This window comes from Salinispora vitiensis, assembly GCF_000378825.1.
Lineage (GTDB): Bacteria > Actinomycetota > Actinomycetes > Mycobacteriales > Micromonosporaceae > Micromonospora > Micromonospora vitiensis.
The window spans coordinates 859,960-886,687 of sequence record NZ_KB900388.1 but is presented as its reverse complement, the minus strand read 5'-3'; the positions used below and the strand labels follow the sequence as shown (position 1 = coordinate 886,687).

23 protein-coding genes are annotated in these 26,728 nt (G+C 70.3%); 12 read left to right on the top strand and 11 right to left on the bottom strand.

The window, feature by feature from the left end:
• The first annotated feature begins 54 nt into the window (after positions 1-54).
• Both SALPAC2_RS0104035 and SALPAC2_RS0104030 read left to right on the top strand, forming a co-directional pair.
• Positions 55-411 carry a 4Fe-4S dicluster-binding protein gene (locus SALPAC2_RS0104035; RefSeq protein ID WP_018215357.1) on the top strand — a complete coding sequence of 119 codons (357 nt, stop codon included), beginning with the start codon at positions 55-57 and terminating at the stop codon, positions 409-411.
• Entirely contained in the window at positions 386-2,269 is a 1,884-nt protein-coding gene (locus SALPAC2_RS0104030) for a hypothetical protein (protein WP_018215356.1), read from the top strand. Before SALPAC2_RS0104035 ends, SALPAC2_RS0104030 begins: the two co-directional genes overlap by 26 nt.
• A 67-nt stretch (positions 2,270-2,336) precedes the next feature.
• Here the strand turns inward: SALPAC2_RS0104030 and SALPAC2_RS0104025 are convergent, their stop codons facing one another.
• From SALPAC2_RS0104025 to SALPAC2_RS0104000, 6 genes are all read right to left on the bottom strand, one after another.
• Positions 2,337-3,080 (bottom strand): antibiotic biosynthesis monooxygenase family protein, encoded by a 744-nt coding sequence (locus SALPAC2_RS0104025; protein WP_018215355.1) that lies wholly within the window; start codon positions 3,078-3,080, stop codon positions 2,337-2,339.
• 73 nt (positions 3,081-3,153) lie between these two features.
• A complete protein-coding gene (locus SALPAC2_RS0104020) occupies positions 3,154-4,632 on the bottom strand; it encodes an FAD-dependent monooxygenase (RefSeq protein WP_018215354.1) in 1,479 nt (492 codons plus the stop codon).
• Complete coding sequence (locus SALPAC2_RS0104015; RefSeq protein ID WP_018215353.1) at positions 4,619-6,058, bottom strand: FAD-dependent monooxygenase; 1,440 nt, start codon at positions 6,056-6,058, stop codon at positions 4,619-4,621. Before SALPAC2_RS0104015 ends, SALPAC2_RS0104020 begins: the two co-directional genes overlap by 14 nt.
• On the bottom strand, positions 6,055-7,017 hold the full coding sequence (locus SALPAC2_RS0104010; protein WP_018215352.1) for an aromatase/cyclase: 963 nt from the start codon (positions 7,015-7,017) through the stop codon (positions 6,055-6,057). The genes SALPAC2_RS0104015 and SALPAC2_RS0104010 overlap by 4 nt, the downstream gene beginning before the upstream one ends.
• A 21-nt stretch (positions 7,018-7,038) precedes the next feature.
• Positions 7,039-8,550 (bottom strand): FAD-dependent monooxygenase, encoded by a 1,512-nt coding sequence (locus SALPAC2_RS0104005; RefSeq protein WP_018215351.1) that lies wholly within the window; start codon positions 8,548-8,550, stop codon positions 7,039-7,041.
• 53 nt (positions 8,551-8,603) lie between these two features.
• Positions 8,604-9,617, bottom strand: coding sequence for a methyltransferase (locus tag SALPAC2_RS0104000; protein ID WP_018215350.1), 1,014 nt, complete (start codon positions 9,615-9,617; stop codon positions 8,604-8,606).
• Between the two features lie 214 nt (positions 9,618-9,831).
• Here SALPAC2_RS0104000 and fabG point away from each other — a divergent pair, with 214 nt between their 5' ends.
• The 3 genes from fabG to SALPAC2_RS0103985 are packed head-to-tail and all read left to right on the top strand — an operon-like array spanning position 9,832 to position 11,606.
• Positions 9,832-10,617, top strand: coding sequence for a 3-oxoacyl-ACP reductase FabG (fabG, locus tag SALPAC2_RS0103995; RefSeq protein ID WP_018215349.1), 786 nt, complete (start codon positions 9,832-9,834; stop codon positions 10,615-10,617).
• Positions 10,618-10,645: 28 nt separating this feature from the next.
• Entirely contained in the window at positions 10,646-10,975 is a 330-nt protein-coding gene (locus SALPAC2_RS0103990; protein ID WP_018215348.1) for a TcmI family type II polyketide cyclase, read from the top strand.
• A 13-nt stretch (positions 10,976-10,988) separates the two neighbouring features.
• Positions 10,989-11,606, top strand: a complete 618-nt coding sequence (locus SALPAC2_RS0103985) for a mycothiol-dependent nitroreductase Rv2466c family protein (RefSeq protein WP_018215347.1) — start codon at positions 10,989-10,991, stop codon at positions 11,604-11,606.
• A gap of 72 nt (positions 11,607-11,678) precedes the next feature.
• On the opposite strand, the gene SALPAC2_RS0103980 is transcribed toward SALPAC2_RS0103985, so the two are convergent.
• Both SALPAC2_RS0103980 and SALPAC2_RS0103975 read right to left on the bottom strand, forming a co-directional pair.
• A complete protein-coding gene (locus tag SALPAC2_RS0103980) occupies positions 11,679-12,551 on the bottom strand; it encodes an NmrA/HSCARG family protein (protein ID WP_026184394.1) in 873 nt (290 codons plus the stop codon).
• A 114-nt stretch (positions 12,552-12,665) separates the two neighbouring features.
• Positions 12,666-13,394, bottom strand: a complete 729-nt coding sequence (locus SALPAC2_RS0103975) for an SDR family oxidoreductase (protein ID WP_018215345.1) — start codon at positions 13,392-13,394, stop codon at positions 12,666-12,668.
• A gap of 215 nt (positions 13,395-13,609) precedes the next feature.
• Between SALPAC2_RS0103975 and SALPAC2_RS0103970 the strand changes: the two genes are divergently transcribed.
• The 4 genes from SALPAC2_RS0103970 to hemG all read left to right on the top strand — a co-directional run bounded on the left by SALPAC2_RS0103970 (position 13,610) and on the right by hemG (position 19,362).
• Positions 13,610-15,082: an FAD-dependent monooxygenase gene (locus SALPAC2_RS0103970; RefSeq protein WP_018215344.1), complete on the top strand. Its 1,473-nt coding sequence runs from the start codon at positions 13,610-13,612 to the stop codon at positions 15,080-15,082.
• Positions 15,079-16,545, top strand: coding sequence for an FAD-dependent monooxygenase (locus SALPAC2_RS0103965; protein ID WP_018215343.1), 1,467 nt, complete (start codon positions 15,079-15,081; stop codon positions 16,543-16,545). The genes SALPAC2_RS0103970 and SALPAC2_RS0103965 overlap by 4 nt, the downstream gene beginning before the upstream one ends.
• Before the next feature lie 127 nt (positions 16,546-16,672).
• Entirely contained in the window at positions 16,673-17,776 is a 1,104-nt protein-coding gene (locus SALPAC2_RS0103955; protein WP_018215342.1) for a ParB/RepB/Spo0J family partition protein, read from the top strand.
• Positions 17,777-17,895: 119 nt separating this feature from the next.
• On the top strand, positions 17,896-19,362 hold the full coding sequence (gene hemG, locus SALPAC2_RS0103950; protein WP_018215341.1) for a protoporphyrinogen oxidase: 1,467 nt from the start codon (positions 17,896-17,898) through the stop codon (positions 19,360-19,362).
• A gap of 168 nt (positions 19,363-19,530) precedes the next feature.
• On the opposite strand, the gene SALPAC2_RS0103945 is transcribed toward hemG, so the two are convergent.
• Positions 19,531-21,303, bottom strand: coding sequence for an FAD-dependent monooxygenase (locus SALPAC2_RS0103945; protein WP_018215340.1), 1,773 nt, complete (start codon positions 21,301-21,303; stop codon positions 19,531-19,533).
• A gap of 457 nt (positions 21,304-21,760) precedes the next feature.
• Between SALPAC2_RS0103945 and SALPAC2_RS0103940 the strand changes: the two genes are divergently transcribed.
• From SALPAC2_RS0103940 to SALPAC2_RS0103930, 3 genes are all read left to right on the top strand, one after another.
• Complete coding sequence (locus SALPAC2_RS0103940; RefSeq protein ID WP_018215339.1) at positions 21,761-22,600, top strand: gamma-glutamyl-gamma-aminobutyrate hydrolase family protein; 840 nt, start codon at positions 21,761-21,763, stop codon at positions 22,598-22,600.
• The gene (locus tag SALPAC2_RS0103935) at positions 22,563-22,976 is read left to right on the top strand and encodes a carboxymuconolactone decarboxylase family protein (RefSeq protein WP_018215338.1); all 414 of its coding nucleotides are present in this window, start codon (positions 22,563-22,565) and stop codon (positions 22,974-22,976) included. Before SALPAC2_RS0103940 ends, SALPAC2_RS0103935 begins: the two co-directional genes overlap by 38 nt.
• A 68-nt stretch (positions 22,977-23,044) precedes the next feature.
• On the top strand, positions 23,045-23,710 hold the full coding sequence (locus SALPAC2_RS0103930) for a sulfotransferase family protein (protein ID WP_018215337.1): 666 nt from the start codon (positions 23,045-23,047) through the stop codon (positions 23,708-23,710).
• Between the two features lie 91 nt (positions 23,711-23,801).
• Here SALPAC2_RS0103930 and SALPAC2_RS0103925 read toward each other — a convergent pair whose 3' ends face one another.
• Both SALPAC2_RS0103925 and SALPAC2_RS0103920 read right to left on the bottom strand, forming a co-directional pair.
• Complete coding sequence (locus SALPAC2_RS0103925) at positions 23,802-25,196, bottom strand: NDP-hexose 2,3-dehydratase family protein (RefSeq protein WP_026184393.1); 1,395 nt, start codon at positions 25,194-25,196, stop codon at positions 23,802-23,804.
• Positions 25,197-25,494: 298 nt separating this feature from the next.
• Positions 25,495-26,328, bottom strand: coding sequence for a helix-turn-helix transcriptional regulator (locus tag SALPAC2_RS0103920; protein WP_026184392.1), 834 nt, complete (start codon positions 26,326-26,328; stop codon positions 25,495-25,497).
• Positions 26,329-26,728: the final 400 nt, after the last annotated feature.

Below are 26,728 nucleotides of genomic sequence, written 5' to 3'. Positions count from 1 at the left end.
TCGCTCCGGGCCGCCGCTGGTCGGCCCGGAGCGTCCCAGTAGGAGGTGAGCAGGATGCCGTGGACACGAGAGGCCGCTGCCCGGGCAGGCGCCGCGCGGGACGCGCGGATCACGCAGCGCACCCGCAACGAGGCGTGGAAGAAGCCACCGCGTCGGATCGAGAAATCCGAGTGCATCACGTGCGACACCTGCCTGCGCAACTGCCCGCCCGAGTTCGGGGCGATCTTCGATCGGGGACTCGACGTCGTGATCATCCCCGAGCTGTGCTCCGGCTGCCCGGTGTGCGTGTTGGTCTGCCCGGTCGACTGCATCTATCCGGATCCGCAGTGGACACCAACCGACGACCTGCTCTGGGATCACATCGGCCTGACCACGGAGGATGGGCATGACACTGCCAGTAGAGCCGGATAGCGGGCTGTCCCGCCGAGCTGCCCTGGCGAAGGCGCGGCAGAGCCGACGGCCGAGCCGACTCGGCCACAAGGCCGGCACCACCGCCACACCCGACTATCCGGTCGGCAACGATGCCGGCTTCCCCGGCCTGCTGGACCGGGTCTGGCAGCAGGCGACAGCCGCACCGGACCCGGCGGTGGCGGTGGAGACGCTGCTGACCCTCGGCGGGCACGTGCCGGCCGATATCCAACTACGGGCGCTGCCCACCGCGGCGGAGTGCGCGGTCCGGGTGCTCTTCGGACGATCGTGGCGGCGCGACGATCCGCCGGCCCGACCGGCAGACCCCGCCGGTACGGCCTTCCTCGGCGAGGTGGGGCTGACCAGGAGCGGCCGGATCGCCGTACGGGTTCCGTCCCAGGGACCGTTGACCAGTTCCGACGACTTGGTCGGCGGGGTACTGCGGGTCCCGTGGTCGGCCCGGGACCTGGCCGACTACCAGGCCGAGCTCACCGCCGCCACCACCCGGCTACACGACTCGGTCGCCGACGGTCGCCGTTGGCTCGCCGAGGCCGGGCCGGACGGCCGGGCGAAGCTGCTCGCGGAGCTGATCGAGGCGGTTCGCCGCACAGCTCCGGTGGTGTTCTACTGCGGTGACCGGCAGTACACCAACTTCCGCGACCGAAACACCCTGACCGGCAAGACGCTGTGGCCGGGACATCCGGACTGCGCCCTGAGCGCGCTGGTCACCGTCCCACTCGACCTGTGGGCCGACGACGACGTGCTGCTGGTGGTGTCGCTCACGCTGCTGGTCCGGTCGGCGGGGTACGCCCGCATCGAGGAGGCGAACGGTACCCAGCTGACCCTGGACCACGTGGCCCATCTCCTGGAACGGACCCGGGTGGCGTACAACAAGATCCCCGGGGGTGATCCGGTGCCGCCGGCCGGCTCGGCCACGGTGACGGCGCTCGACGCGCTGGCGGTGGCGATCGCTCGCCGCCGTCGGGAGATTAGCACCCGGGTGCAGCTCTACCGGGACATCCACGGGCCCCTGATGCACAAGATCGAGCGGGTCGCCGGGCCCGACCCGGGGCGGGCCCGGCGCGCGGAGGCGACGCTCAGCGCCCACCTGCGCGACCGACTCCCCATCGCTGGCGAGACCCTGCGCGAGCTGGGTGCCGCGGTGGCGGCGTCGCCGGGCTGGCTGGCCGAACCGCGGGGCGACTTCGGGACCGGGCTGGAGTCCCTGGTGTACGAGACCGTCGCTGCGGCGACCACGGTCTTCGACGCCGACTTCGCGATGAGCCGGGGGACGCGGTCGTTGACCCGGCTGGTCGAGGCGCTGCGGGACGAACGGTGGGACACGATCGTCTCCTGGGACATCCCGCATTTCTTCTGCTGCGTGGTGCCGGCGCCAGCGGCCCGGCGGCACTTCGGGGACTCCGTCGCCCACCTGGCCGACGCCGCCTGGTCGATGGCCGCGCGCATGCAGTACAACTCGTGGCACTTCCTCGCCGGCAACCTGCCGCCCGTACCGGAGGTGGTGGACCGCGACTATTTCGCCCCGCCCACCATCCCGGATCTCGCATACCACTCCGACCAACACCACCACGGTCACGTCGCCGCCCGGGTACGGTTCAGCATCCGCAGCCCGCAGCCGGTGGTGGTGCTGGGCCGCTCCTTCGCCGGCTTCGTCGACCTGCGGCTGCTGCGCTGCGCGGGGCGGCCCTTCGACGAGCAGGACCTGCTCGCCGCGCATCGGGCCTCGGACTTCATCGCCACCGCCACGACCGAGGCGGCCGCGCTGGTCGCCGCCGGCACCGCCCTCGAGGTCGCCGCCTTCGACAGCCAGTGGCACTGGGCGAGTATCACCGGCCAGTAGCGCGGTGCGGCATCCGGTCGCGGCCCGTGGCGGGGGCGCGGGCCGCGACCGGATGCCGGGCGGAACGTCAGGCCGACGCGGGTTGGGCGCTGGACCGGGTGTGGACGACCCGATAGGTGTTCCAGCTGGTGGTGGTCGTGAGGGAGTTCCGCTTCTCCAGCGACCTACGGCGGGCCGCGGGCTGGTCGGCGGCGGGTCGGGTGCGAAACGCGTCGAAGGCCTCCGGACTGTCCCACTGGGAGTAGACCACCACGAAGTCCCGCTCCTCGCCGACAGCGGCCAGACCACTGCCACCGCCCTGGACGCCCCGGGCCCGAATGCCGCGGAGCAGGCTCTGCGAGCGATAGCCCGGTACGTCCACCAGCCACTGATGGGCCCCGCCCAGGGTGCCGATCAGCTCATCCTGATCAGCGGGGGCCACGCCGAGAATCTCAATCACCGTGTAGTCGTCGCGGGCCGGTGAGATCTCGGTGACCGCACCGAGCGTGGGGTGGCGCTGGCTCACCTCCACCTCGGTCTGCAGCAACCGGATGAAGGTGGCGATCTCGTGGAACACCGGAACCGTACGGTGCTTGAACTCGTCGCCGGCGTACCGCGACTCCAGATCCTGTTTGCCACGCCACTGGATGAAGTTGGCGGTCCCCGGCTCGGCCCGGCCCCGGTGCACCGTACTGGAGATCCAACCGGGGTAGTTCGCGGTGTCGACGATCGCCCGCATCTCGCCGACGAGTCGATCCACTCGCTCGGGGGTATCGGTCTTGAACAGGTTGATGACGGTCAGGTAGCCGTTCTCGGGGTCGATGTAGGGCATGCGTCGTCTCCTCGCTCTGCTGGGACACGCGGCGGGTCTACGCCGCGCGGGGTTCCGGGCCGGGGCGGGCCGGTCAGGGCTGGCCACACCACCGGGTGAGGGCCTCCGACAGGCCGGTGCTGTCCGCAGCTTTCGCACCAAGCCAGGCGACGTAGCCGTCCGGTCGCACCAGCGCGGCGTTGACCTCCGCCAACGCACCGGCGGGCCGCGCGGTCGTGGTGACCACGTCCACCCGGTCCTTCCACGGCGCCGCCACCGCGCGCAGCTCGGCGTCGCCGGCTAGGTCGAGGAGGACGCTTCGGCCGCTGTGCAGGAAGCTGAAGGCCTGGGCCGTGCCGGCCGGCCCGAAGTCACCGGTGAGCTCGGTGTCGGGCAGCCGCCGGCCGAGCAGCGCAGGACCGTCCGCCCCGACGTCGTAGCGGATGTCCAGCCCGGTGACCATGCCGACCAGCAGCTGCTGCGCCTCCTCATAGGCGAGCAGCTCGGTCATCACCGCCCGCATCGGATCCAGTTCGTCGCCGCCCAGATACAGAATGCGCTGTGCGAGGGTGTTGGTCAGGATCCGGGCGGCGACCGGGTGCCGCTCCGTGTGGTAGGTGTCCAGTAAACCGTCCGGAACATGACCATTGATCGCCGCGCCGAGCTTCCAGCCGAGGTTAACGGCGTCGCCGATGCCCGCGCTCATCCCCTGCGCGCCGACCGGCAGGTGGATGTGCGCCGCGTCGCCGAGCAGGAACACCCGGCCACGCCGGTACTCCGCGGCCTGCCGGCTGGCGTCGGTGGTCCAGCTGGTCCACAGCGGCTTCCCACCACTGATGTCCTCACCGGTCAACCGATTCCAGGCGGCGGCGATCATCTCGAAGCTCGGTGCCCCCTCGCCGTCCCGGGTCATGCCGCGTTCGTAGACCACCACCCGGTTGACCTCCGGGCCCAGCGGAAGCACCATGACCATCCCGCCGGGTACCCGCTCCCCGGAAAATCGGGGCCGCAGCGCACAGCCCGCCACGTCGGCGAACCACATCTCGATGGTGGCGTCGGTGCCGGGGAAGTCCACTCCGACCAACTTCCGTACGGTGCTGCGGCCGCCGTCGCAGCCGGCGATGTACCGGGCCCGCAGACGCGTGGAGCCCGTCGGGGTGTCGACCTCCAGCTCGACGCCCCCGTCGATCTCCCGCAGCCCGGTCACCTCGTGGCCCCGGCGGATTTCAGCGCCCTGTTCGGTGGCCCAGCCGGTCAGGATCCCCTCAGTGAGCGACTGCGGCTTGCCCCGGGCCCCGTACGAGCCGCCGGGCACCACCTGAAAGTCCAGCGGCAGCCCACCGAAGTGGCCGAAGGGGATGGTCTGTAGCTCGCCGAAGCGGGGCAGGAGGCCGCGCTGGTCGAACTCCTCGATTGTCCGGGCCGAGAAGCCGAGTGCGCGAGACTGCTTCGTCGGCTCGGTGAGCCGGTCCAGGACGAGCGCCTCGACCCCGGCGAGGCGCAGTTCGCCGGCGAGCATGAGCCCGGTGGGGCCGGCCCCAACAATGATGACATCTGCGTCAAAGTCTGGCATTTTCCTTCCTACCTTCCACCCACAGCAGCTTCTCGATTGCCTGTTCTAGGCCCTCCTCGTCGTCGCCGGCCCAGGCGATGTAGCCGTCCGGGCGTAGGAGGAGGGCGGTGGCGTCCAGGGGAGGAACACCGTCACAACGGGCGCGCACCGTCCGCACCGTGCTGTGGTGCGGACCGTGCGCGTCGGGTCCGAGCCGGACAATGACGGGCTCGGTGTCAGCCAACGGAAGCGGCCCCGAATCGGTTCGCAACCGTAGCGTCGTAGCCCGCCGCCCGATCGGCGACGGGCCGGGTGGGCCAGACCGGTCCCCCAGGTTGGCGGTGGTCTCGGCCAAGTGATCACGGACCGGCCGCAGGCCGACGAGCTCCGCCAGGATCGCCCGCAGCGACTCGACCTCCGCTCCGCCCAGCAGCAGCGTCTCCTGCGCCGTGACGTGCTCCAGCACCCGCGCCGCGACCGGGTGCCGCTCGTCGTGGTAGCTGTCCAGGAGCCCGGGTGCGGCCCAGCCGCGCACCGTCGCCGCCAGCTTCCAGCCCAGGTTCACCGCGTCGTGCAGTCCGACGTTGAGCGCCTGGCCACCGATCGGAAGGTGCCAGTGGGCGGCGTCCCCAGCCAGCAACACCCGACCCCGTCGATACGTACCGACCTGCCCCCGGGAGTTGTCGAAAGCATCCAGCCAGACCGGCGTCCCACCAGAGAGGTCCTCGCCGGTAACCGCCGCCCAAGCCCGGACGACCGCACCGAACTCCGGCCGCCCCATCCGGGCGGGCACCGGCTGGCCGGCCACCTGCACCATCACCCGGGTGACACCGGCTCGGGTCGCCGCCACCGCGAGCCCGCCGGGCCATCGCTCGAACCTACGGTCGCGGATCCGGAGCCCGGTCACATCCGCCCGCAACAGCTCCCTCGTCGCCGCCGCCGCCGACACCGGGAAGTCCCACAGCCGGCGCACGGTGCTGTCCGACCCGTCACAGCCGACCACGAAACCCGCATCGAGGCGCTGCCGACCCGCGGGCCCCCGGAGCTGGCAGACCACGTGGTCCGACCCGGCGGTGAGCCCGGTCAGTTCGTGCCCCCGCAGCACCGTCGCGCCCCAGCGCCGGGCGTACTCGCCGAGCACCGCCTCGGTCCGGTACTGGGGCACCTTCCAGTTGCCCGGATACGCACTGTCCAGGCCGGACAGCTCGAATCCCAGGCCGGCGAAGTGGGCCCGCGACTCGTGCCCGGCCTCGGCGAGCAGCGCACCGAGGCCCCGCTCGTGCAACAGCTCGGCGGTGAGCGTGGAGAGCTGACTCGCCCGGGACTCGGTCATCGCCTCGGCCAGCCGCTCCACGACAACTACCGGCACCCCGGCCCGACCCAGCTCGCCGGCGAGCAGGAGCCCGACCGGGCCGGCACCGACGATGACGACCGGGGTGACCGTCACGGCACTACCCGTCCCCCGCCGGCGCCCTCGGCGTACGCCTTCGCGGCCCGTAGGGTCGTCAGACTGTTGGCACTGAGGGCATTTCGGACGAACTCCCGCGCGGCCGGTAGGTCGGCCTCCGGCCCGAGGACCTCGGCGATCCGCGCGGTATTGATCCGCACGGTGTGCCGGGAGGTAACCAGCACCCGTCCCGGGCCCTGCTCCTCGATCAACCAGCGACCGAGGTGCAGTGTCAGCAGTGCGGGCGGGACGATCTGCTTGTAGACGATGCCGCGGTGCGGCTCGCAGACCCGGACCGAACGCGTCGTGTGCACCGACCCGTCCTTGGTTCGGGTATCCATCTCCAGCACCTGAAGCCCCGGTGTCTCCTCCCCCAGCACCACCCGGGCGACGTGCGGGAGCCGCAGTGGCCAGCGCCGGGCGTCGTTGAGAAAGTCGTAGACCTCCGCGGCACCACCGACGACCGGCACCGTGTCGTCGAAGGAGAAGCGCTGGTCGGCGGCGAGCTCGGCAGCCGACTTGAGCGCCGCCAGCTCCGACGTGCTGTTGCGGTCCACCGCTCGGCGGATCCAGGCCAGATCGGCGGGGTCCTCGCTGGCCGGGAAGAAATCGTGCCGCAGCCGCACCCGGCAGGCGGCGGCGGAGATCGGCTCGACCACCCACGCCCCGCCCATGCCGCCGACCGGAGGCTGCGAGCGCTCCTGCCGGAAGGAGACAGTCCACCGCTCCCGGTCGTGCCGCCGCCGCGAGGTCCACGTCTTGGCGGCGCCGTTGGCGGTCGCCCAAATCCGGATCAGCTCGGCCTCGCCGTCACGTTCGAGACACTCGGCGTGGACCGTCGGTGGGAACACCTCCGGCCACCGGCCGACCTCCTCGATCAACCCGTACACCCGCGCGGCGGGCGCGTCGACGACGACCTGATGCTCCGTCTCGTGCACCGTATCGGTGGTCACGTTCACCCCTTCCCTGGCTACGGCTGTCTAGTGGGCGCGTGCGAGGCGGTCCGGGTCCGAGGGCTCGCCGGTGGATCGGGCCGCACCGAACCAACGCCGCAGGGTGTCAACCAGCTCGCCCCCGCCCGGCGCCACCCAGGCGAGGTAGCCGTCCGGGCGGACCAGCACCGATTCCGGGGGCGGGCCGGCTACACCCAGGCTGGCGGGCATCCTTCGCACCCGTACCAGGTCGACCCGGTCGGACCAAGCGGCGGCCGACCGCTCCGTCGCCGCGGAGTCCGCAGCGGTGATCAGGACACCCCGCGCCGACTGCAGCAGCCGGGCGATCCGGTCCCGGCCGCCCCCGACCAGCTCCAGTTCGCGGTCCGGAATCCGCGCGCCGACCAGCGGTGCGGCCTCCGGGTCCGGTTCGTGTCGAATATCGAGCCCGCTCACCATGCCGGAGAGGTGCCGCGCCACCACCGGGAGCGCGATGAGCTCGGCCACCACGGCGCGCAGCGGCTCGACCGAGTTCCCGCTGAGGTTGAGGATGCCCTGGGCGCGGGTATTGCGCAGGACCCGGGCCCCCACCGGATGCCGCTCCCGGTGATAGGTGTCGAGCAGCCCGGCGTCCGCTGTGCCCCGGACCGTGGCCGCCAGCTTCCAACCGAGGTTGACCGCGTCCTGCACGCCGATGCTCATGCCCTGCCCACCGGCGGGCAGATGAATGTGGGCGGCGTCCCCGGCCAGCAGCACCCGCCCCCGCCGGTACTCGGTCACCTGGCGGGTGGCATCGGTGAACCGGCTCACCCAGCGCGCCGTACCGTGCTGGATGGACTCGCCGGTCAGCCGCTGCCAGGCGTCGGCCACGTCGGCGAAGGTGACCTGCCGGTCCCGATCTGGTGGGGTGCCGGTTTCGCAGACGATGATGCGGGAGTAGCCCTCGCCGAGCGCCCCCGCCATGACCATGCCGTTCGGTAGCAGCTCGCCGATCATCCGCGGCCGGATGTCACAGCCGGTCACGTCCGCCAGGTACATCTCGCAGGTAGCGTCCCGGCCGGGGAAGTCAAAACCGGAGAGCTTGCGTACGGTGCTCCGGCCGCCGTCGCAACCCACCAAATAGTGGGCCGAGTACTCGATCCGGCCGTCCGGTCCCTGCACGGTCGCCGTGACGTGGTCGCCGGTATCGCTCAGCGCGATCAGCTCCTGCCCCCGGCACAGGGTCACCCCGAGCTCCAACGCTCGGTTCTCCAGCATCTCCTCGACGGTGAACTGCGGCGCGCCGCGGACTCCGAAGTGCGAGTCCTCCAGCACCCCGAAGTCGAGTGGAATGCCACCGAAGTGCCCCTGCCGGGTGATCTCGGCGTTCTCCAGCCGCTCCAGCAGGCCTCGCTGCGCGAAGACCTCCGCCGCGCGCGCCGTGAATCCGATGCCACGGGACTCCCAGCTCCGCTCGCTACGCCGTTCGACAACGGTGACGCTCGCGCCGCCGAGCCGGAGCTCGGCCGCGAGCATCAGTCCGGTGGGTCCGGCGCCGATGACGATTACATCCGTATCCATCTGCTGACCTCAGCTCGTCGGTGGCGGCGGTGGGAGCGGCGGTACGGCGAGTCTCATACCGGAACCGCCTCGATGATCGAGACCGGCGAGGCGGTCGGGATGACCCGGGTTACCTTCAGGCCGGCCTCGGCGAACAGCTCGGTGTACTGCGGCCGGGTGCGCTCCTTGGCGCCGAGCAGCAGCAGCAGCCACAGATCTATGATCTTGCCAATGTGGGGCTCGTTCTGCTCCTCGAGCACATACTCGATCACGAGCATGGTCCCGCCCGGGGCGATCGCCCCCCGCACGTTGCGCAGTAGCTGCCGGCAGGCGGGCTCCGGGAAGTCGTGCAGGACGTGCTTGAGTACGTACGCGTCGGCACCGGCCGGCAGCGGGTCGAACTGGCCGCCATGCTCGATCGTCACCCGGTCACCGACGCCGGCCGAGGCGAAGACCGCCGGCGCGTCCGCGGTGGCGACCTCGTTGTCGAACAGGATGCCGTTGGCGCCCCCGGTCTGGGCGAGGATTCCGGCCAGCAGCGTGCCGCGCCCGCCGACTACATCCACCACGGTGCGGAACCGCGAAAAGTCGTACGCGGCGAGCACCGGGTCGGTCTCCGCGCCGGAGAGGCTTCCCATGCCCTGGAAGAACTCGGCCGCGTACGCCGGGTTCGCCATCAGGAATTCAAAGGCGCCCATGCCCCGCAGTTTCGGTAGGTTGGCCGCGCCGGTGCGCACCGACTCGATCAGGTGCCCCCACTCCTCCCAGAGCAGTGGATGCCCCATGAGCATCGCGATGCCGCGCATGGAGTCCGGCGCGTCATCGCGCAGCGCCTCGCCCATCGGGGTGAGCGCGAAGCAGCCATCCGGTCGCAGCGCGAACACCGAGCAGCCGGAGAGCGTACGCAGCAGCCGGTAGGTCGCCTCCGGATCGGAGCCCACTCGTTTGGCGATCTCCTCCGCCGGCAACGGGCCGGCGGCGAGAACGTCGGCGACGCCGAGCGTGGCCGCGGCAGAGATCGCCTGAGTGATCACCGAGCCCTGAATCAGGTCAAGTAACTGGTAGGCAGCGGAATTGTCCCGCACCACGGGAGCAGCAGGAAATGCCGACATAATCCTTTTCCTCCGAGGCAATAGTGAGATGCCAGACGATAGGCCGGGCCGTTTTCTGGTGGCAAGCCCGACCAAGTCGTTCAACTGACGAGTCGACGCGGTTGGAACAGCGCATTCCACCGAGACTCGAGCGATATTTCGCCACTCGTTGACACACTGCCGCGACACCGTATTCGGGAAAGGCGGCCCCATGGCAGAGCACGAACAGCGAGTAGCGCTGATCACCGGTGGAACCAGTGGAATCGGCTTGGCGGTCGCGGAGACGCTCGCCCGCCGCGGCCTCCGGATCTTCATCTGCGCGCGAACTCCGGCGGCCGTCGAGGAGACCGTCGGCAAGCTGCGGGCCGACGGTCACCAGGCCGCCGGCGTCGACGCGGATGTCCGGCGCCAGTCCGACGTCGAGCGCCTCGTGGGCGCTGCCGTCGCGCGGTACGGACACGTTGACGTCCTAGTGAACAACGCCGGGCGCAGCGGCGGCGGGGTGACCGCCAATATCGAGGACGAGCTCTGGACCGACGTCATCGAGACCAACCTGAACAGCGTCTTCCGGGTCACCCGCGAGGTTCTCCGGTCGGGACAGCTGCTGGAGCGCGGCTGGGGCCGGATCATCAGCATCGCGTCCACCGGGGGCAAGCAGGGGGTGGTGCTCGGTGCGCCCTACTCCGCGTCCAAGCACGGGGTGATCGGCTTCACCAAGGCGCTGGGGCTGGAGCTCGCCAAGACCGGGGTCACGGTCAACGCCGTCTGCCCCGGCTACGTCGAGACCCCGATGGCGCAGCGGGTACGGCAGGGGTACGCCGCGCACTTCAAGACGACGGAGGCGGAGATCTTGGAGCGATTCCAAACGAAGATCCCGATGGGCCGCTACTCCACCCCCGAGGAGGTCGCCGGCCTCGTCGGTTACCTGGTGAGTGATGCGGCCGCTCCGGTCACCGCGCAGGCGATCAATGTCTGTGGTGGCCTCGGAAACTACTGATCTCGCAGCTGAGGGCGGTGACGCGACAATGTACAGCACCCTGATCGTAGGTCGAATGCGTCCGCAGTGGTCGGCGGAGGTCGCCCAGCTCTTCGATGCGTTCGACGGTACCGAGATGCCGCACCGCATGGGCACCCGACGCCGCGAGCTGTTCCATTACCGAGGGCTCTACTTTCACCTGCAGGATTTCGACGGCGAAAACGGCGGCGAGCGGATCGCCCAGGCCCGCACCGATCCCCGTTTTCTGCAGATCAGCGACGATCTGAAGCCCTTCATCCAGCCGTATGACCCCGCGACCTGGCGTTCCCCCACGGACGCGCTGGCCACCCGGTTCTATCACTGGGCCGCCAGCGGCTGAAAGGAGGCCGGCGATGTCGGACGAGATCCGCACCCCCGTAGATTTCTGGTTCGACCCGACCTGCCCCTGGGCCTGGATCACCTCCCGGTGGCTGCTCGAGGTCGCCCAGCAGCGGCCGATCACGCCGTGCTGGCACGTCATGAGCCTGGCGCTGCTCAACGAAGGACGCGACGACCTGCCAGCGCGCTACCGGAGCGGGATGCAGGGCGCGTTGGAGGCGGTGCGGGTCTGCGTCGCCGCCGAGCAGAAGTACGGTGCCCCGGCGTTGGGCCGGCTGTACACCGAGCTGGGCACCCGGTTCCACCTCGAGAACGCCCCCCGGCAGCACTCCACCTATGCGGCGGCGCTGGTCGCCGCGAACCTGGATCCCGAGCTGGCCGCAGCAGCGAATTCCACTGAGTACGACGGGGCGCTCCGCGCCGGTCACGACGACGGTGTCGGCCGCGTCGGCGCCGATGTCGGCACGCCGGTGATCGCGGTGGGGGACGTGGCGTTCTTCGGTCCGGTGGTGTCGCCGGCACCACGGGGCGCCGCCGCACTCCGGCTCTGGGACGGCCTGCTGGCGCTGGCCACGACCGAGGGGTTCTTCGAACTCAAGCGCAGTCGTACCCAGGGGCCGATCGTCGGTTGACCACAACCACGGCGGGCGCCGGCACCGGTACGGATGCCGGCGGCCCGGCCGGAGCGCAGCCCCCGCCGTCGGTCACTGACCCGGCCGCGGCGCCGTCCAGGTGGACCGGAGGAACGCCTCCAAGCTGACCAGGTCCGGCCGATTCCGGCGCAACGCCGGCAGGTCAGCGCGGTATCCCCCGTCGTTGAAGAAATCGAACATGGCCGCCAGATCCGGACGGGCGACGCGAAGCTGACCGATCGGCAGCTGCTCGTAGCGCGCCGGCAGGCCAGCGACCCGCCCAAACGCCGCCGCCATCTCGGGTCCGGTGAGTTCGTCCCCGGCGAGCTCCACCTGCCGCCCCAGCCAGCTGTCCGGGTCATCGAAGGCGTCCGCCGCGAAGGCACCGATGTCGCTGGTCGCGATCAGCTGCAACGGCACGTCGGGATGCAGCCACAGACCGAGGACCAGCTCCCCGTCGGCCAACCGCGGACCGGTGTCGTGAAAGACCTCGTGAAACATGGTGGGCCGCAGTACCGTCGCCGGGATGCCCAGCTGCTGGATGTGCTGCTCAACCTGCCACTTGCTCGCGAAGTGGTCAACGCCGTTGGCCCGCTCCGCGCCGCCGACGGAGCTGTAGACCAGGTGGTCCACGCCGGTGCGGGCGGCGGCGTCGGCGACCGCCTTACCTTGCCGTTCCTCGGTGACCACACCGCCCGGGGTCCGGAACGTCTGGACGCTGAACACCCCGTACAGACCGGTCATCGCCGCTGCCAACGACGCCTCGTCGTCGAGATCTCCAGGGACCAGCACGGCGCCCGCGGCGGCCAGGGCCCGGGCCGCGGGCTTGCCCGGATCCCGGACCAGGACGTGCACCGTCCACCCTCGGCGCAGTAGTTCGCGGGCCGTCGCCCCACCCTGCCGGCCGGTACCGCCCAGCACCAGAATCGCCGCATCTGTCGGCACGTTTGCTCCTTCGTGCAGCGCGCACACCCGCGGTGTCCGCGAGGAGGTTCGGATCACCGGGGCGGTGTCCGCGAGGAATTCGGTCACCAGGGCGGTGCCCGCGAGGAGGTTTGGTCACCAGGGCACGACGCCGTCCGCGGAGAGGCAGTAGCCGGAGGGCCCCGCCTCGTCCAGCAACGCCAGCCGGACCGCGATCGCCGCGCCTTCCGCCGGAGTCCGGTTTCCCCGATGACCGTTGAGGTCCGTGGCCACCATTCCAGGGCTCGCCGCGTTCACCTTGATCGGCGTGTCGCGCAGTTCCTTGGCGTACCCGACGGTGATCGCGTTCAGGGCGGTCTTGGAGGACTGGTACGCCAACAGGTTCACCCCGGCCAGCGGCGAGTCCGACTGCGAATTCAGCGTCAGGGAGCCCAGGTGGCTGGAGACGTTCACCACCCGCCCGGCCACCGCCCGAAGCAGCAACGGAAGCACGGCGTTGGTCACCGACACCACCCCGAGGACGTTGGTCTCGTACACCTGGCGGAGGTCATCGGCGCGCACCGTGCTGGGCGCACCGGTGGCAGCACCAGCGATGCCGGCGTTGTTGACCAGGATGTCCAGGCGGCCAAAGCGCTGCTCAACCTCCGCCGCAGCCGCCGACACCGAGGCCGGATCCGTCACGTCCAGGCGTACCGGAACCGCCCGGACGCCCTGGGCCACCAGGGAGTCCACCGCCTGCCTGCCCCGGGCCCCGTCCCGGGACCCGACGAGCACGATGTGCCCTCGCTCCCCCAACTGGCGCGCGATCTCGTACCCGATTCCCTTGTTCGCGCCCGTGATCAGCGCGATCTTCTCGACCGGCACGTCCGAAATTCCTTTCCGTCGCCCTGTCGCGTCCATGCTGAACGGCCGACCGGAATCCGGCATCTCTGAAATTGCCACGCGACAGCGCGGGTTCAACCGAAGCGAAATCCGCAGTCGAACAATTACCCAGAGCATCAATCAATATTGAAACGAGGAGCGTCCGCGGATACTTTGGCCTCGCAATTATCCGGCCGCGAGGCGGAAAGGTCCGGGAAATGGAAACCGATGTGATCGTGGTGGGTGCGGGACCGGTCGGCCTGATGCTCGCCGTTGAACTGCACCTGGGCGGCGCGCGGGTACGGGTCTACGACCGCCTCGCCGCGGCCACCGGCGAGTCCCGTGCTCTCGGCTTCAACCGGCGTGCCGCCGAATCGCTGGACCAGCGCGGGCTGCTCACACGGTTGGCGGGTCTCCGCTGGGGCCCGATGGGACACTTCGGCGGCGTACGCATCGACCTCAGCCGACTCGACGACGACCACAGTGGCATTCTGGGCCTGCCGCAGGCCCGCACCGAGCAGATGCTCACGGACTGGCTGGCGGAACAGGGCGTTCCGGTGCTCCGACGGCACGAGCTCACCGGTGTGCGGGAGACGGGCAACGGCGTCGTCGCCGCCTTCGCCGAGCCCGGCGGAGGCACCGAGGTGCGGGCCCACTACCTGGTCGGCTGTGACGGCGCCCGGAGCACCGTCCGGGCGCTGGCCGGGATCAAGGCATCCGGCCCCGCCGCCACCCGGGGCATGTACACCGCCGAGGTCACCGGAGTCGAGTTGCGCCCCCGTCCGATCGGCGAACGGCGGCCCGGCGGCAGCATGGTGGTGTGCACGCCGGTGGGAGAGGATCGCTACCGCATCGTGATCCACGACCGGGGACTACCGCCGAACCCGGATCCGGACGCACTGACGTTTGCCGAGGTCGCCGACGCGTGGCAACGCCTCACCGGCGAGTCGCTGCACCACGGATCGGCACCGTGGCTGTGGGCCTGCGGCAACGCGGCCGCGGTGGCCGAGGAGTACCGGCGCGGCCGGATCTTCCTGGCCGGCGACGCCGCACACGAGATGCCGCCGCTGGCGGCGTGGGGTCTCAGCGCCGGCCTGCAGGACGCGGTGAACCTGGGCTGGAAGCTGGCGGCGGCGGTGCACGGCTGGGCGCCACCCGACCTGCTCGACACCTACCACACCGAACGCCACCCGATCGGTCGGCAGCTGATCGCCGACGCACAGGCCGCCTCGTCGCTGTACCTCGGGGACGAGGCGGTGGAACCGATCCGCAGCGTGCTGGCGGAGTTGGTCACCTACCCGGACGCGGCCGAGCACCTCGCCGGGCGGGGTAGTGGGCTCGGCATCCGCTACGACCTCGGCCCGGGCGAGCACCCCCTCCTCGGCCGACGCATGCCCCCACACCACCAACTCACCCTCCCCAACGGCACCACCACCCGCATCGCCGACCTACTCCACCCCGCCCGACCCCTCCTCATCACCACCACCACCGCACACCCCACCGCCCACGCCTGGACCGACCGCATCGACATCATCACCGGCACCTGGACCCACCAACCCCACCCCACCCTCCACACCGCCCTCATCCGCCCCGACGGCTACCTCGCCTGGACCGCACCCGGCAGCACCCACAACCTCACCCACGCCCTCACCCGCTGGTTCGGCACCCCCCAGAACGGAACCGCCCGATGACCCGGGACGTGATCGTGGTCGGCGCCGGCCCGGTGGGCCTCATGCTCGCCGGGGAGCTGCGGCTCGGCGGCGTCGATGTGGCGATCTACGAGCGACTGTCGGCGCGGCCGACCGAGTCCCGGGGCGCCAGCTTCACCCGCCGTACCGCCGAGTGCTTCGCGCAACGCGGGCTGCTGGACCGGCTGGGCCCGACCGAGCCCGCGGAGAGCCACTTCGGCGGGGTACCGATCGACCTCGGCCAGCTACCGGAGGACCATGCCGGCGCCCGGGGCATCTCCCAGTACCGGACCGAACGGATGTTGGAAGGCTGGGTGACCGAACTGGGGGTGCCGGTATTCCGCGGCCACGAGGTCACCGGCTTCGAGGAGGGCCCCGACCGCGTCGTCGTCACCGTCGACGGCCCCGCCGGCTCCGGCCGGGCGGCCGCCCGGTTTCTGGTCGGCTGTGACGGCGGGCGCAGCACCGTCCGCGCGCGGGCCGGGATCGACTTCACCGGCTCCGAGCCCACCCGTGGGTTCTACACCGCCGATGTCACCGGCATCGACACCCGGCGTCGGCGGATCGGCGAGAATCTGCCCGACGGCAGCATGGTCATGGCGATGGATCTGGAGGACGGTGTCACCCGGGTCGTCGTACACGAACGGGGCATGCCACCGAGAGACCGGAGCTCGTTGAGCTATCAGGAGCTGGCCGACTCCTGGCAGCGACTCACCGGCGAGTCCATCCATCACGGACGCTGCCACTGGATCAGCTGCTTCACCGACGCGTCCCGGGTCAGCTCCGAGTACCGGCGCGGCCGGGTCTTCCTGGCCGGGGACGCCAACCACGTACAACCGCCGGCGATGGCGCAGGGATTGAGCGTCGGCGTCCAGGATGCGGTGAACCTGGGCTGGAAGCTGGCGGCGGCGGTGCACGGCTGGGCGCCACCCGACCTGCTCGACACCTACCACACCGAACGCCACCCGATCGGGCGACAGTTGGCCCGCAACGCGCGGGCCGCCATTGAGCTGCGACTCACCGGCGCCGAGCTGGACCCGCTCCGCGGCGTCCTCGCCGACCTGATCACCTACCCCGACGCGGCCGAGCACCTCGCCGGGATGCTCAGCGGGCTCGGCATCCGCTACGACCTCGGCCCGGGCGAGCACCCCCTCCTCGGCCGACGCATGCCCCCACACCACCAACTCACCCTCCCCAACGGCACCACCACCCGCATCGCCGACCTACTCCACCCCGCCCGACCCCTCCTCATCACCACCACCACCGCACACCCCACCGCCCACGCCTGGACCGACCGCATCGACATCATCACCGGCACCTGGACCCACCAACCCCACCCCACCCTCCACACCGCCCTCATCCGCCCCGACGGCTACCTCGCCTGGACCGCACCCGGCAGCACCCACAACCTCACCCACGCCCTCACCCGCTGGTTCGGCACCCCCCAGAACGGAACCGCCCGATGACCCGGGACGTGATCGTGGTCGGCGCCGGCCGCGGAGCGGCACCGGCCGCCGGTCCACCCCGTCTCGACTACGGCTAAAGACACCCCTGCCACCCTCAGCCAAACGGCGACCGAGGAGGGCGTACCGGATGTCTCGGCACCACGGGCAAGCTGCGCGGGCCACGGAAGGCTTCAGGCTCGCCAGAGCGGGCAGCGACGAAGCGACGGGCAACGACAAATTCGATCTAAAGAACTTCGAGCGACTGCCGGCACGAGACGTTCCCCTGGACGCCCTGTCACCCAGCCTGCGGCTGCGGCAGGGTGGCACGAGCGGAGCCCACGTCCAGTTACTCGTGGAGGCGGGCGGCACCACGCAGCTACCGCCTCTCCTCGTCCAGGAGGAGGGCTGGCGGGTTATCGATGGGCTGCACCGGCTCGAGGCCGCCCGGATCCGCGGCGATCACGTCATCCCCGCACGCTTCCTGGACTGCACCGACGCCGAGGCGCTGATCCTGGCGATGCAGGCGAACATCGCCCACGGGCTACCACTGTCCCGAGTCGACCGGCTCTCCGGCGCCAACCGGGTGCTGTCGGAGTATCCGGACTGGTCTGACCGGGCCCTCGCCGCCATCACGGGATTGAGCGCGAAGACGATCGCATCGTTGCGTACCCGGTCGCCGGGGGCAGCAGAGGCCGGCAAGCGGATCGGCCGGGACGGAAGGCGTCGTCCGGTCACCGCCGTGGAGGGCCGGCGTCGCGCCGCCGCCTACCTCAGCGCCCACCCGGACGCCCCGCTGCGGCAGGTCGCCCGCGAGGCCGACGTGTCGCTGGGCACCGTCCACGACGTGAGCGCGCGGCTGCGCCGGGGCATCAGTCCGGAGCGCACCGGGCACCGCCTTCCCCCGGTCGAGCCGCCGGTGGGACCGGCCCGGCGAGCCGCGGCGCCCGCCCCCACGTTGCCGGCACCCCGCGGTGGTGCGGTCCGGCGCCGGGGGCCGGCGGACGCGCCACTGACCTGGGCCGGGGTGGCGAACAAGCTGGCTACCGATCCGTCCGTCCGATACACCGAGGGTGGCCGGGCGTTCATTCGGTGGATGGCGTGGCACGCCGGTGCCCCACATCGCTGGCGGGAGGTCGCCGGCTCGATCCCGCCGCACTGGCTGAGCGTGATCGCCCCGCTCGCGGACAGCATCAGTGAGGAGTGGAGCCTCTTCGCCGAACAACTCAAGCGCAAGCAGGAGGACGGACCGTAACGCCACCCGCCCCGCTTCGGCCGACCGCCGCCACCTGCCCGGGTCAACTCTTACTCGACCGGAATTCGCGGGAGCGCGGCGAGACTGCTACGACATCGCAGCCCACGAAAGCAGGCGACATGGTGGACAACGAACAGGATCGGGCAGGTACGGCGCCCCACGTGGTCATCGTCGGGGGCGGCATCACGGGGGTGACCGCAGCGTTCTACCTCCGGAACGAGTCAGTACGAATCACCCTCCTCGAGGCCGCACCGCGACTCGGGGGGAAGCTGTCCACATCGGAGGTGGCGGGCGTCCTCGTTGACGAGGGGGCGGAAGGGCTCTATGCCCGGCGGCCCAAGACCACCCGGTTGCTCACCGCGGCCGGTCTCGGCGATCAGCTCACCCTGGCTGGCGCCACCACGACGGCGATCTGGAGCAGGGGTGCGCTCCGGCCCCTGCCTCCCAGCCAGTTCATGGGCATCCCCGCGGACCTGGAGGCCCTCGCCGAGTCCGGCATCCTCTCACCGGGCGGGGTGGCCGCGGCCCGCCGCGACCTTGGGCTGCCGCCGACTGAACGGGACGGCGACGTCTCCGTCGCGGCCTACGTCTCACAGCGACTTGGCCAGGAGGTGTTGGACCGCCTCGTTGACCCGTTCCTCAGCGATGTCTGTGCTGGCCGCTCCGACCAGCTGTCCTTCGAGGCCATGCTGGCCCCGCTGGCGAACGCGGCCCGCAGGTACCCGTCGCTGGTCCAGGCCGCGGGCTCGCTGGTCCCCCCACCGCCACCGGACGGGCAGGAACCGCCGACCGGGATCGGTACCCTGACCGGCGGGCTCGGCAACCTACCCCAGGTGTTGGTCGACGCAGTTCTCGCCGACTCGCCCGACGCACGGATACGAACCGGGGCCGAGGTCACCGGCCTGGCTCCGGAGCGGCGGGGGTGGCGGCTGACCGTCAACGCCGACGCCGGGACCGAACAGCTCACCGCGGACGCGGTCATCATCGCCGTCCCCGCCGGGCCTGCCGGCCGACTGCTGGCCGGCGTACCCGGAGTGGCGCCGGCCGCCGCCGAGCTGGCGCAGCTCCCGTACGCCAGTGTCGGCAGCATCACGCTGGCCTACCCCCGTACGGCATTCGCCGGTGGGCTCGCCACGCGCGGGCTCTGCGGCTACCGGGTTCCGGCGGTGGACGGACGGGCCGTCAACGAAGTGACCTTCTCCACGGTGAAGTGGCCGCACCTGGCGGGCGAGGTGGAGATTCTGCGCTGTTCGGTCGGGAAGGTCGGCGACGAGGCAGCGCTACACCGCGACGACGCCGACCTCGTCCGGCTGGTGACGGCCGAGGTCGCCGCGGCAACCGGGGCGGTCGGTGCCCCGGTGGCGACCCGGGTCACCCGGTGGCCGAACGCGCTGCCCCAGTACACCGTCGGCCACCTGGATCGGGTGCATCGGATCCGAACGGCGGTAGGTGGCTCGCCGGGGCTCGCCGTCTGCGGTGCCGCGTACGAGGGAGTGGGGGTCGGCACGTGTATCGCCGATGCGCACAAAGCCGTTGACCAGGTGCTCACGGGGCTGCCCAGAACCACCCCCGCCACCTTGAGCTGAGGTGCCCTCCCTGCCCCGGCCGCCGGTGGCGCCGGCGACGTCCGAGCGGTCCGACCGCGGCCGCGTCGGCATCCTCGCCCCACCCCGCTGGGGGTACGCCGCGGACATACCCGTGCCCGCCCGGGCTGACCGGCCGGGCGGGCACGGGGGATCTGCTGTTGCCTGGGGTCAGGCTCGGGCCGGCCCCACGTTCTCCAGGATGCGCCCGAGGGCCCCGGCCAGCTCACCGGTCGGGTTCGCGCCGGCGCCCCTGCTGCGCCACGCCACGTGGTTGTCCGGGCGGACCAGAATGGCGCCCTCGTCGGCGATTTCCCGGACGCGTGACCACCGGTCATCGACGGCCGTGTAGTCAGCGCCGATCCCGATGGCGACGGTATTGATCGGCACCGAGAGTTTCTCCGCCACCGCCGCGGCCGCCGCCCGCCACCGCTCCGCCTTCGGGCCGATGATCAGCACGAAGCTGCCGGCGGAACCGGTCAGGTCGTGGGTGGAGAGGACCCGGCCGGCGCGGGTGATCCAGGCATGCGGCAGCAGATGCCCGGGCCGGGTGGTGGGGTGGTAGACGTCCCGCAACGGCTCCCGCGGGGGCGGCGGGCTCCCGTCGGGGATGACCGCACCCTGTTCGTACGCGAAACCCAGCTCGACGTCGTGTGCCTGACATCCACCCCGGTGGGTGGCGAACAGCTCGGCCGCCCGTGCCCGTGCCGCCGCGGCGATCGGGGATGGGTCGACGAACGCCGCGAACGCTCGCTCCCGACGCTGCGGCGCGGTGTGCTGACCTACCCCGACGGCCTCGAGGATCGCGTGGTGGTGCAGGGCCGCGGAGACCGCCCAGTCGACGTTGTGCCGGCCGATCGGATGCCGCTCGACCTGGTAGGTGTCGAGCAGGCTGTCGGGGGCTCGACCGGTGAGTACCGCGGCGAGCTTCCACGCGAGGTTGTGTGCGTCCTGAATCCCAGTGTTCAGTCCCAGCCCGACGGTGGGTGGCTGCCGGTGGGCGGCGTCACCGGCAAGGAGCACTCGACCGACCCGGTACTGGTCGGCGACCAGGGATTCCACCGACCAGTTCGTGACCTGGCGCAGCGTGAGCTCCAGGTCGGGCAACCCGAGGACCTCACGGATCTTGGGGACGATGCGCTCCGCGGGGTAGCGCTGCGGGTCTCCCGGCGGAAAGTGCAGGACCCACTCCTCGCAGTGCTTGCCCCAGGTGGGGCCCATCTCGATGAGGTTGCTGGACAGGTCGGGGTCGTGCGGATTGAGGAAGTGGGTCAGTAGGGTGCCCTCCCGCCACCACGGCGACAGGTCCGCGGTGAAGTAGGCGGTGGTGACGTCGAGAAACCCCGGAAGGCCCCGCATCTGTACGCCGAGCGCCGCGCCGACGGTACGGCCGCCGTCAGCCGCGATGAGGTAGCGGGCCACCACCGTGGTGACCTCGCCCGTACCGACCGCTCGGACCTGGGCTACCACCCGGTCGCCCTCCTCAGCGAAGGTAACCAGTTCGTGGCCGAACCGGATCTCTCCCGGGGCGCGCCGCTCGGCGTGTTGCCGCAGGATCGGCTCCAACCGGACCTGGGGTAGCTTGACCGGAAGTACCGGCCCAGCCGCCTCGTAGCTCTCCCGCAACGCGCCGCCGCCGAACGCGTCCATCTCCTGAATGACCAGACCGTCGAGGGGTTCGTCCCCACCGAGCGAGGTCAGCCAGCGCAGCTTGCCGAATTCCGCCAGGCAGGCCCCCTGCTGGGCCACCTCGGCATCGAGCTCGTGCTGGCGGAAGATGCCCATCGTCCGCTGGTTGAGATAGTGCGCCTTGGGCATTCTCGACGTACTCGGGTGCCGCTCCACCAGCAGGTGGCGTACACCGTGGTCGGACAGAAAGACGGAGGCAGCCAGGCCACATCCACCGCCGCCCACGATCAGAACCGGAACCTCAATCGTTGCCATAGATGTCCTTCCGAATGGTGACCGCCCGGCCGGGCGGGTACGTGGCCCCGCTCACGGCCTCGCCGGCCCACGGCTGTCGACCGCCGCGTGGAGAGGGAATCGACGATCGGGCCGGACGGCTCGCAGTCTGCCGAGAGCCGCTGCAGTCCCGGTCAAGGACGGATTGATTCGACTACACAATTTCCAGGCCTAAACAGCGAGCAACGGTCAGCGGTTTCGACTGCGTTTCACCGGCGGTTGAACGAAGGCATCCGCCATACCGTCGGCCGTTTTCAGTGGAGCAGTCGACTGCTGCGCATCCGACCGTTGCCATTGGTCAGAGCACCGTTATAGGTTCACCCCGTGGTCGTGGAATAGTCCGGCGCGGACGGAATCGACCACACCACCCTTGCTGCACATCAACTGTCCTGCCACCGATCTGTGGGGCGTGCCGCCCCGGACGGTGTGACCTCCGAAAATGGTGGTGCGCATGAAATCAGTGCGGAACGACGATGTGGCACGACCGGTGATCGGGGTCTGCGCACGCACGACTCCGGTGACGGTGCAGGGGCTCGATACGACCGTCAGCCTGGCGCTGCAGGCCCACGTGGACATGCTCGCGACCGCGGGATGCGCCCCCCTGTTGGTTCCGCTGCTGCCGGGCGCCGAGGACCTGCTGCCGCACCTCGACGGCCTCCTGCTACCCGGGGGGCCAGACCTGGACCCGAAGCTGTACGGGCAGCCCCAGCACACCAGGACCAGATGCGGCAGCCCCGCGGCGGACCAGGTCGAACTGGCCCTGCTCCGAGCAGCGCTCGACGCCGGCCGTCCCGTCCTGGCCATCTGCCGCGGGATGCAGGTGCTCAATGTGTTGTCGGGCGGGACCCTGCACCAGCACCTGCCCGAGGCCGTGAACCACGACGGCCACTGCCCCCAGACCGCGACCTTCACCCTCGGCTGGAACCGCCTGCACCTCCAGCCCGGCAGCCTCGCCGCCGCCGTCTACGGCGGCGATGTCCCCACCGTCGCCTGCCACCACCACCAGGGTGTCGACCGGGTCGGTGCGGGTCTCACCGTGACCGCCCGGGCGGCGGACGGGGTCGTCGAGGCGATCGAGGCGACCGGGCACCCGTTCGCGCTCGGGGTGCAGTGGGAGGCCGGACAGGACTCCGACGACCGACTGCACCGCGCGCTCGCCGACGCCGCCGAACGTGCGAGACAACGACCCCCAACCCCGGGAGATTCTGATGGCATCGCGGATGAACAACCCGTCTCTGGTCGTGCCCGACGCGCTGCCGCCCCTGCTCGAACTCGGTAAAGTGATCAACCAGGTCGGCGTGCCGGTCCGGACGCTCGATCTGGTCCGGATGCGGGTCAGCCAGGTCAATGGCCGAGTCTGGATCCTGCCGGCCGGTCCGGAGGCCGCGTCCCGGATCGACCACCGCCTGCCCATCGTGGCTTCCTGGCGCGAGGCCGACTGTTTCACCGATGCGGAGCGGGCGGCGCTGGCGCTCGCCGAGGCCGCCGCCCGCCTCGGTGAGCGGGTGGATCCGGTGCCGGACGAGGTCTGGGCGGAGGCGGTCCGGCACTACACCGAGCCGGAACTCAGCGCTTTGATCATGCATATCGGGCTGGTGAGCCTCTGGAACTGCATCAATCTAACCACTCGACAGGATCCAGGGGACTGGCGCTGATTCCGGTCCACCCGACCACCAACACCAACACCGGCACCGGCACCGGCACCGGCAGGAGGGGTTCACAAATGTTACGGCTCATCAACACCGGCTTGGGTCGGACCGGCACCACGTCACTGAAGCTGGCGCTGGAGCGCCTCGGCTACGGACCCTGCTCGCACATGTTCAATATCGTCAACGATTCGGAGCGACTCCAGCAGTGGGAAAAGGTCGTCTGCGACGGGCAGCAGCCCGACTGGGAGGCGCTGTTCAACGGCTTCGTCTCCGTCGCGGACGGGCCCAGCGCCATTTACCACAATGAGATCATCCGGGCGTTCCCGAAGGCAAAGGTCATCCTGACCACACGGGACGGCGAGGAGTGGTACCGAAGCACGTACGACACCTTGTACCAATTCGCCGTCCGGAGCCGCGACAACCCGCCGGAACCTGACACGATGCCGGCCCGGATATACCGATTCGTCAACACCATGGTCTGGGACGGTCTCTTCGGTGGACGCTTCGCCGACAAGGGGCACGCCATTCGGGTCTTTCACCGGCACAACGAGGCGGTCGCCAACTCTGTCGCCCCCGACAACCTGCTCACCTATGACGTGCGGCAGGGATGGGAACCGTTGTGCACGTTCCTCGGGGTCCCGGTACCGGCGGCGGACTTCCCCCACGCCAACGACAGCGGGTCGATGCGTCGAGTCATCCGAGACGTTGGCGGCGAGGCCGCCGGGGTGGCGAACACCTGAGCCAATCGGCGAGCGCGGCGGGCAGCCGGATCCGGCCGAGGGCCAGCCAACCAGGGGTACGGGCCATGGGGTAGCGGCCCGTACCCCTGGTTCACCACGAGTCCTGGCCGACCTCGGCGGCCCGGGTCTGCAGGATTGCCAGCAGGGTCCGGGCCTGGACGTTGACGTATCGGCTGTGCCCGGCCAGCCAGCTGAGTTGGCCTGGCGTGATCCAGTGGTAGCCGGGCGGCGCCTCGGTCGGCGTCGCCGCCTCGTCGGTGGCGACCACCAGGTAGCGGCTCTCGGCATTGCGGAACCGACCGCCCTCCTCGGAGTGCGTCGCTGCGTACCGGACCTGATCCGGGGACGGCTCCAGCATCAGGTCGAGAAACGGGGGGCGTTGCACCGCTGGCAGCTGGGGGTAGCTCGCCGGAACACACTGCACGGTCGGCGCTAGTTCCACTGTGTCGAGGAAGCCCCCCTCCACCCGGGCGTGCACGAGAACGTGCGGCACCCCGCCGAAGGTCCGGTACGCAAAACCCACCACACCCGGGGCCACCGGCTCGATCAGCGGCTGGCTCCAGCTGGAAACCTCTCGGTTCGCGCCCTCAACAGCGACCGCCAGCACCCGGAAGTGCCGCTGATCAGGGCGGTAGATGCTGTGTTCGTCGCGGCACCAGCCCGCTACCCGCGCCAGCGGAACACGGTGGGTTCGTACCTCGTGGCTGGCCCGTTGACCGGTGAACCAGGTAGCCACCTCGGCGTCGGAGCAGATGGCACCGGGCTCGGGGTACGCCAGCGGTGCGCTCGCCAGCACCGTACGCGAGTCCATGTTGACCACGTTGTCCTGCCGGAGAAGCTGACCCAGCTGACCGAGCGTGAGCCAGCGAAAGCGCTCGTCCGCTGGTACCTCACCCGTCACTTCGACGATCATGTTGCGATTGCGCTTGCGGTAGAACCAGGCGCCGTGCTCGGACTGCAGGACATCGGTGAGTACCCGGCCCGGTGGGGGGTCAACGAAGTGTTCCAGGTACGTCACCGCCGTCCCGCCATGCGCCTTCGTGTAGTTACTCCGAGTGGCCTGCACGGTGGGTGACAGCTGCACCAGGTTGGGATTGCCCGGCTCCACCTTCGCCTGCATGAGGAAGTGCAGCGTGCCGTCGAACTCCTTCGCCAGGATCCCGAGGATGCCGATCTCCCGTTGCACAATGATCGGCTGTTGCCACTCGACGCCCACATCCGGTCGAACGACGTGCAGTCCCTCCACCGTGAAAAACCCTCCGCTGTGGTGGCGCAGGTTCCCGGTCTCCGCCTGGAACGACCAGCCGTCCAATTCCGCGAACGGGATCCGCCGTACTCGGGTACGGCACGCGACCCGCTCAGCGGCGAGCCAGCCCAGCACATCGGAGGTGGCGATCCCGACGCCCTCGGTAGCCGCTGCCGAGCGTGCGAGCCGTTCGGTGAGTTCGGTGCCGCTACGCGGTTGGAGCAATACGGCTGAGGTCACGGTCGATCACCACTTCCTAGCGCGCGCCGTTGAGGGGTCACCGGTGGCGGCACTCGCCGCGCGCTAGGCGGCACCGAAACGCCCCGGGGCACCGGTCCCGCCATGGTGCTCAGCGACCGCCCATCCGGGCATCCTCGACGTTGCCCCGGCCACGGCCACGCTGCCGAACCTGATCAGTTCGTCCGGCGGCGGGGACGCGGGTGGCGGCACTGCTTCGGGGCCACCAACCGACTGGGAAGAGAGTTCAACCGCACTGGTGACGTCAGTCGAACGGGCTGCCCGGCGGCAGGCCCACGGGTCAGGGCAGCGTTCGGGCCAGCACCGACCGGTGTGGCTCCGCGGCGCGCGCGAGGGGTTCCTGCCGTGCCGTGGTGGCCGGGCACCCGCCGGCTACCGGGACGGAGCGGGGGGTGAGTTCCGGTAGGGCGAGCAGCACCGGTGGGTCGATCACCCGCCGGCGGCGGAGGCGGACCGCAGCACTGGTCACACCGTCCGCAATGACCGTCACCCGGGGGTGCATCCCGATCAGGGCGGTGCGACGGCGGGCTTCGGGGCCGACACCGTCGGCCACCGCCACCGCGTGCACGAACCAGGTGCCGTTGGGTACGTGCGGCAGGTGGTAACAGGACGGCCGGCCGCCCGGCACATCAACGACCATCGCCGATACTGCGCGGTGCTGCACGATCCGGGTCGAAAACGCACCCAAATAAACCTGGGCGTTGCCGTGCCCTTCCGGCAGGCTGATCGTCCCAGCGATCGCCCCGACGCCGAGGCGAATGGCCGGAGACCGACCAGGTAGCTCAGTCGCACCGGTAGGCGAAAGGCGACGGAACCGGCCGGGCGAGACCCCGACACTGGAAGTGAAACAATTACTGAAAGAGCCGAGGCTGCTGTACCCCACCAGCACGGAGACATCCGTTATCCGCAGCGGGGTCTCAAGAAGAAGACGCTTGGCCTGATGAATCCGAATAGCGGCCAGAAAACGACCGGGGGTAATTCCGGTTATATTGCGAAAAAGTCGGGCAAAATAGAACCTACTCAACCCGACACTCTCCGCAATCTCGGCCAGCGTCAGCGGCCGGTCGTAACGCTCCCAGAGGTACTCGATCGCCCGTTCGACTGCACTGTCCATACGCACCTCGCTGCATCGTCGCCGACCACCATGGTTACCGCCCTCCGTCGGGAGCAGCTCGAGCAGCAATGGGGACCGGATCCGAACCGGCGATCACCTACAGCGAAAAGGTCGCAACAATTTGTTACCGACAGCAGGCCGGTGTCGGCGTGATCAGCCGCTCCAGACGGACGCGACACCCTAAGTGGCGGGAAAGCATGATTCGAGACGCTAAATACATATTTACATTGGCGATGCGTCGGCACGCCCAGAACGCCAGCCGACCCGAAACGGCGACCCACCTCCCCGCCTTGGTCTGCCTGAAAACGACAACCAAGGCAGGTAGGTCAACCACTCCCAGGAATCCATGCCGAAACCGCTGCAAACCTGCACCGAACCCTACAAACACTTTTCCCGCCTG

What these genes read in the sequence shown, in the direction of transcription:
- SALPAC2_RS0104035 (WP_018215357.1), top strand. Translation starts at nt 55, where the DNA reads ATGCCGTGGACACGAGAGGCCGCTGCCCGGGCAGGCGCCGCGCGGGAC.
- SALPAC2_RS0104030 (WP_018215356.1), top strand. Translation starts at nt 386, where the DNA reads ATGACACTGCCAGTAGAGCCGGATAGCGGGCTGTCCCGCCGAGCTGCC.
- SALPAC2_RS0104025 (WP_018215355.1), bottom strand. Translation starts at nt 3,080, where the DNA reads ATGCCCTACATCGACCCCGAGAACGGCTACCTGACCGTCATCAACCTG.
- SALPAC2_RS0104020 (WP_018215354.1), bottom strand. Translation starts at nt 4,632, where the DNA reads ATGCCAGACTTTGACGCAGATGTCATCATTGTTGGGGCCGGCCCCACC.
- SALPAC2_RS0104005 (WP_018215351.1), bottom strand. Translation starts at nt 8,550, where the DNA reads ATGGATACGGATGTAATCGTCATCGGCGCCGGACCCACCGGACTGATG.
- fabG (WP_018215349.1), top strand. Translation starts at nt 9,832, where the DNA reads ATGGCAGAGCACGAACAGCGAGTAGCGCTGATCACCGGTGGAACCAGT.
- SALPAC2_RS0103990 (WP_018215348.1), top strand. Translation starts at nt 10,646, where the DNA reads ATGTACAGCACCCTGATCGTAGGTCGAATGCGTCCGCAGTGGTCGGCG.
- SALPAC2_RS0103985 (WP_018215347.1), top strand. Translation starts at nt 10,989, where the DNA reads ATGTCGGACGAGATCCGCACCCCCGTAGATTTCTGGTTCGACCCGACC.
- SALPAC2_RS0103970 (WP_018215344.1), top strand. Translation starts at nt 13,610, where the DNA reads ATGGAAACCGATGTGATCGTGGTGGGTGCGGGACCGGTCGGCCTGATG.
- SALPAC2_RS0103965 (WP_018215343.1), top strand. Translation starts at nt 15,079, where the DNA reads ATGACCCGGGACGTGATCGTGGTCGGCGCCGGCCCGGTGGGCCTCATG.
- SALPAC2_RS0103955 (WP_018215342.1), top strand. Translation starts at nt 16,673, where the DNA reads ATGTCTCGGCACCACGGGCAAGCTGCGCGGGCCACGGAAGGCTTCAGG.
- hemG (WP_018215341.1), top strand. Translation starts at nt 17,896, where the DNA reads ATGGTGGACAACGAACAGGATCGGGCAGGTACGGCGCCCCACGTGGTC.
- SALPAC2_RS0103945 (WP_018215340.1), bottom strand. Translation starts at nt 21,303, where the DNA reads ATGGCAACGATTGAGGTTCCGGTTCTGATCGTGGGCGGCGGTGGATGT.
- SALPAC2_RS0103940 (WP_018215339.1), top strand. Translation starts at nt 21,761, where the DNA reads ATGGTGGTGCGCATGAAATCAGTGCGGAACGACGATGTGGCACGACCG.
- SALPAC2_RS0103930 (WP_018215337.1), top strand. Translation starts at nt 23,045, where the DNA reads ATGTTACGGCTCATCAACACCGGCTTGGGTCGGACCGGCACCACGTCA.
- SALPAC2_RS0103920 (WP_026184392.1), bottom strand. Translation starts at nt 26,328, where the DNA reads ATGGACAGTGCAGTCGAACGGGCGATCGAGTACCTCTGGGAGCGTTAC.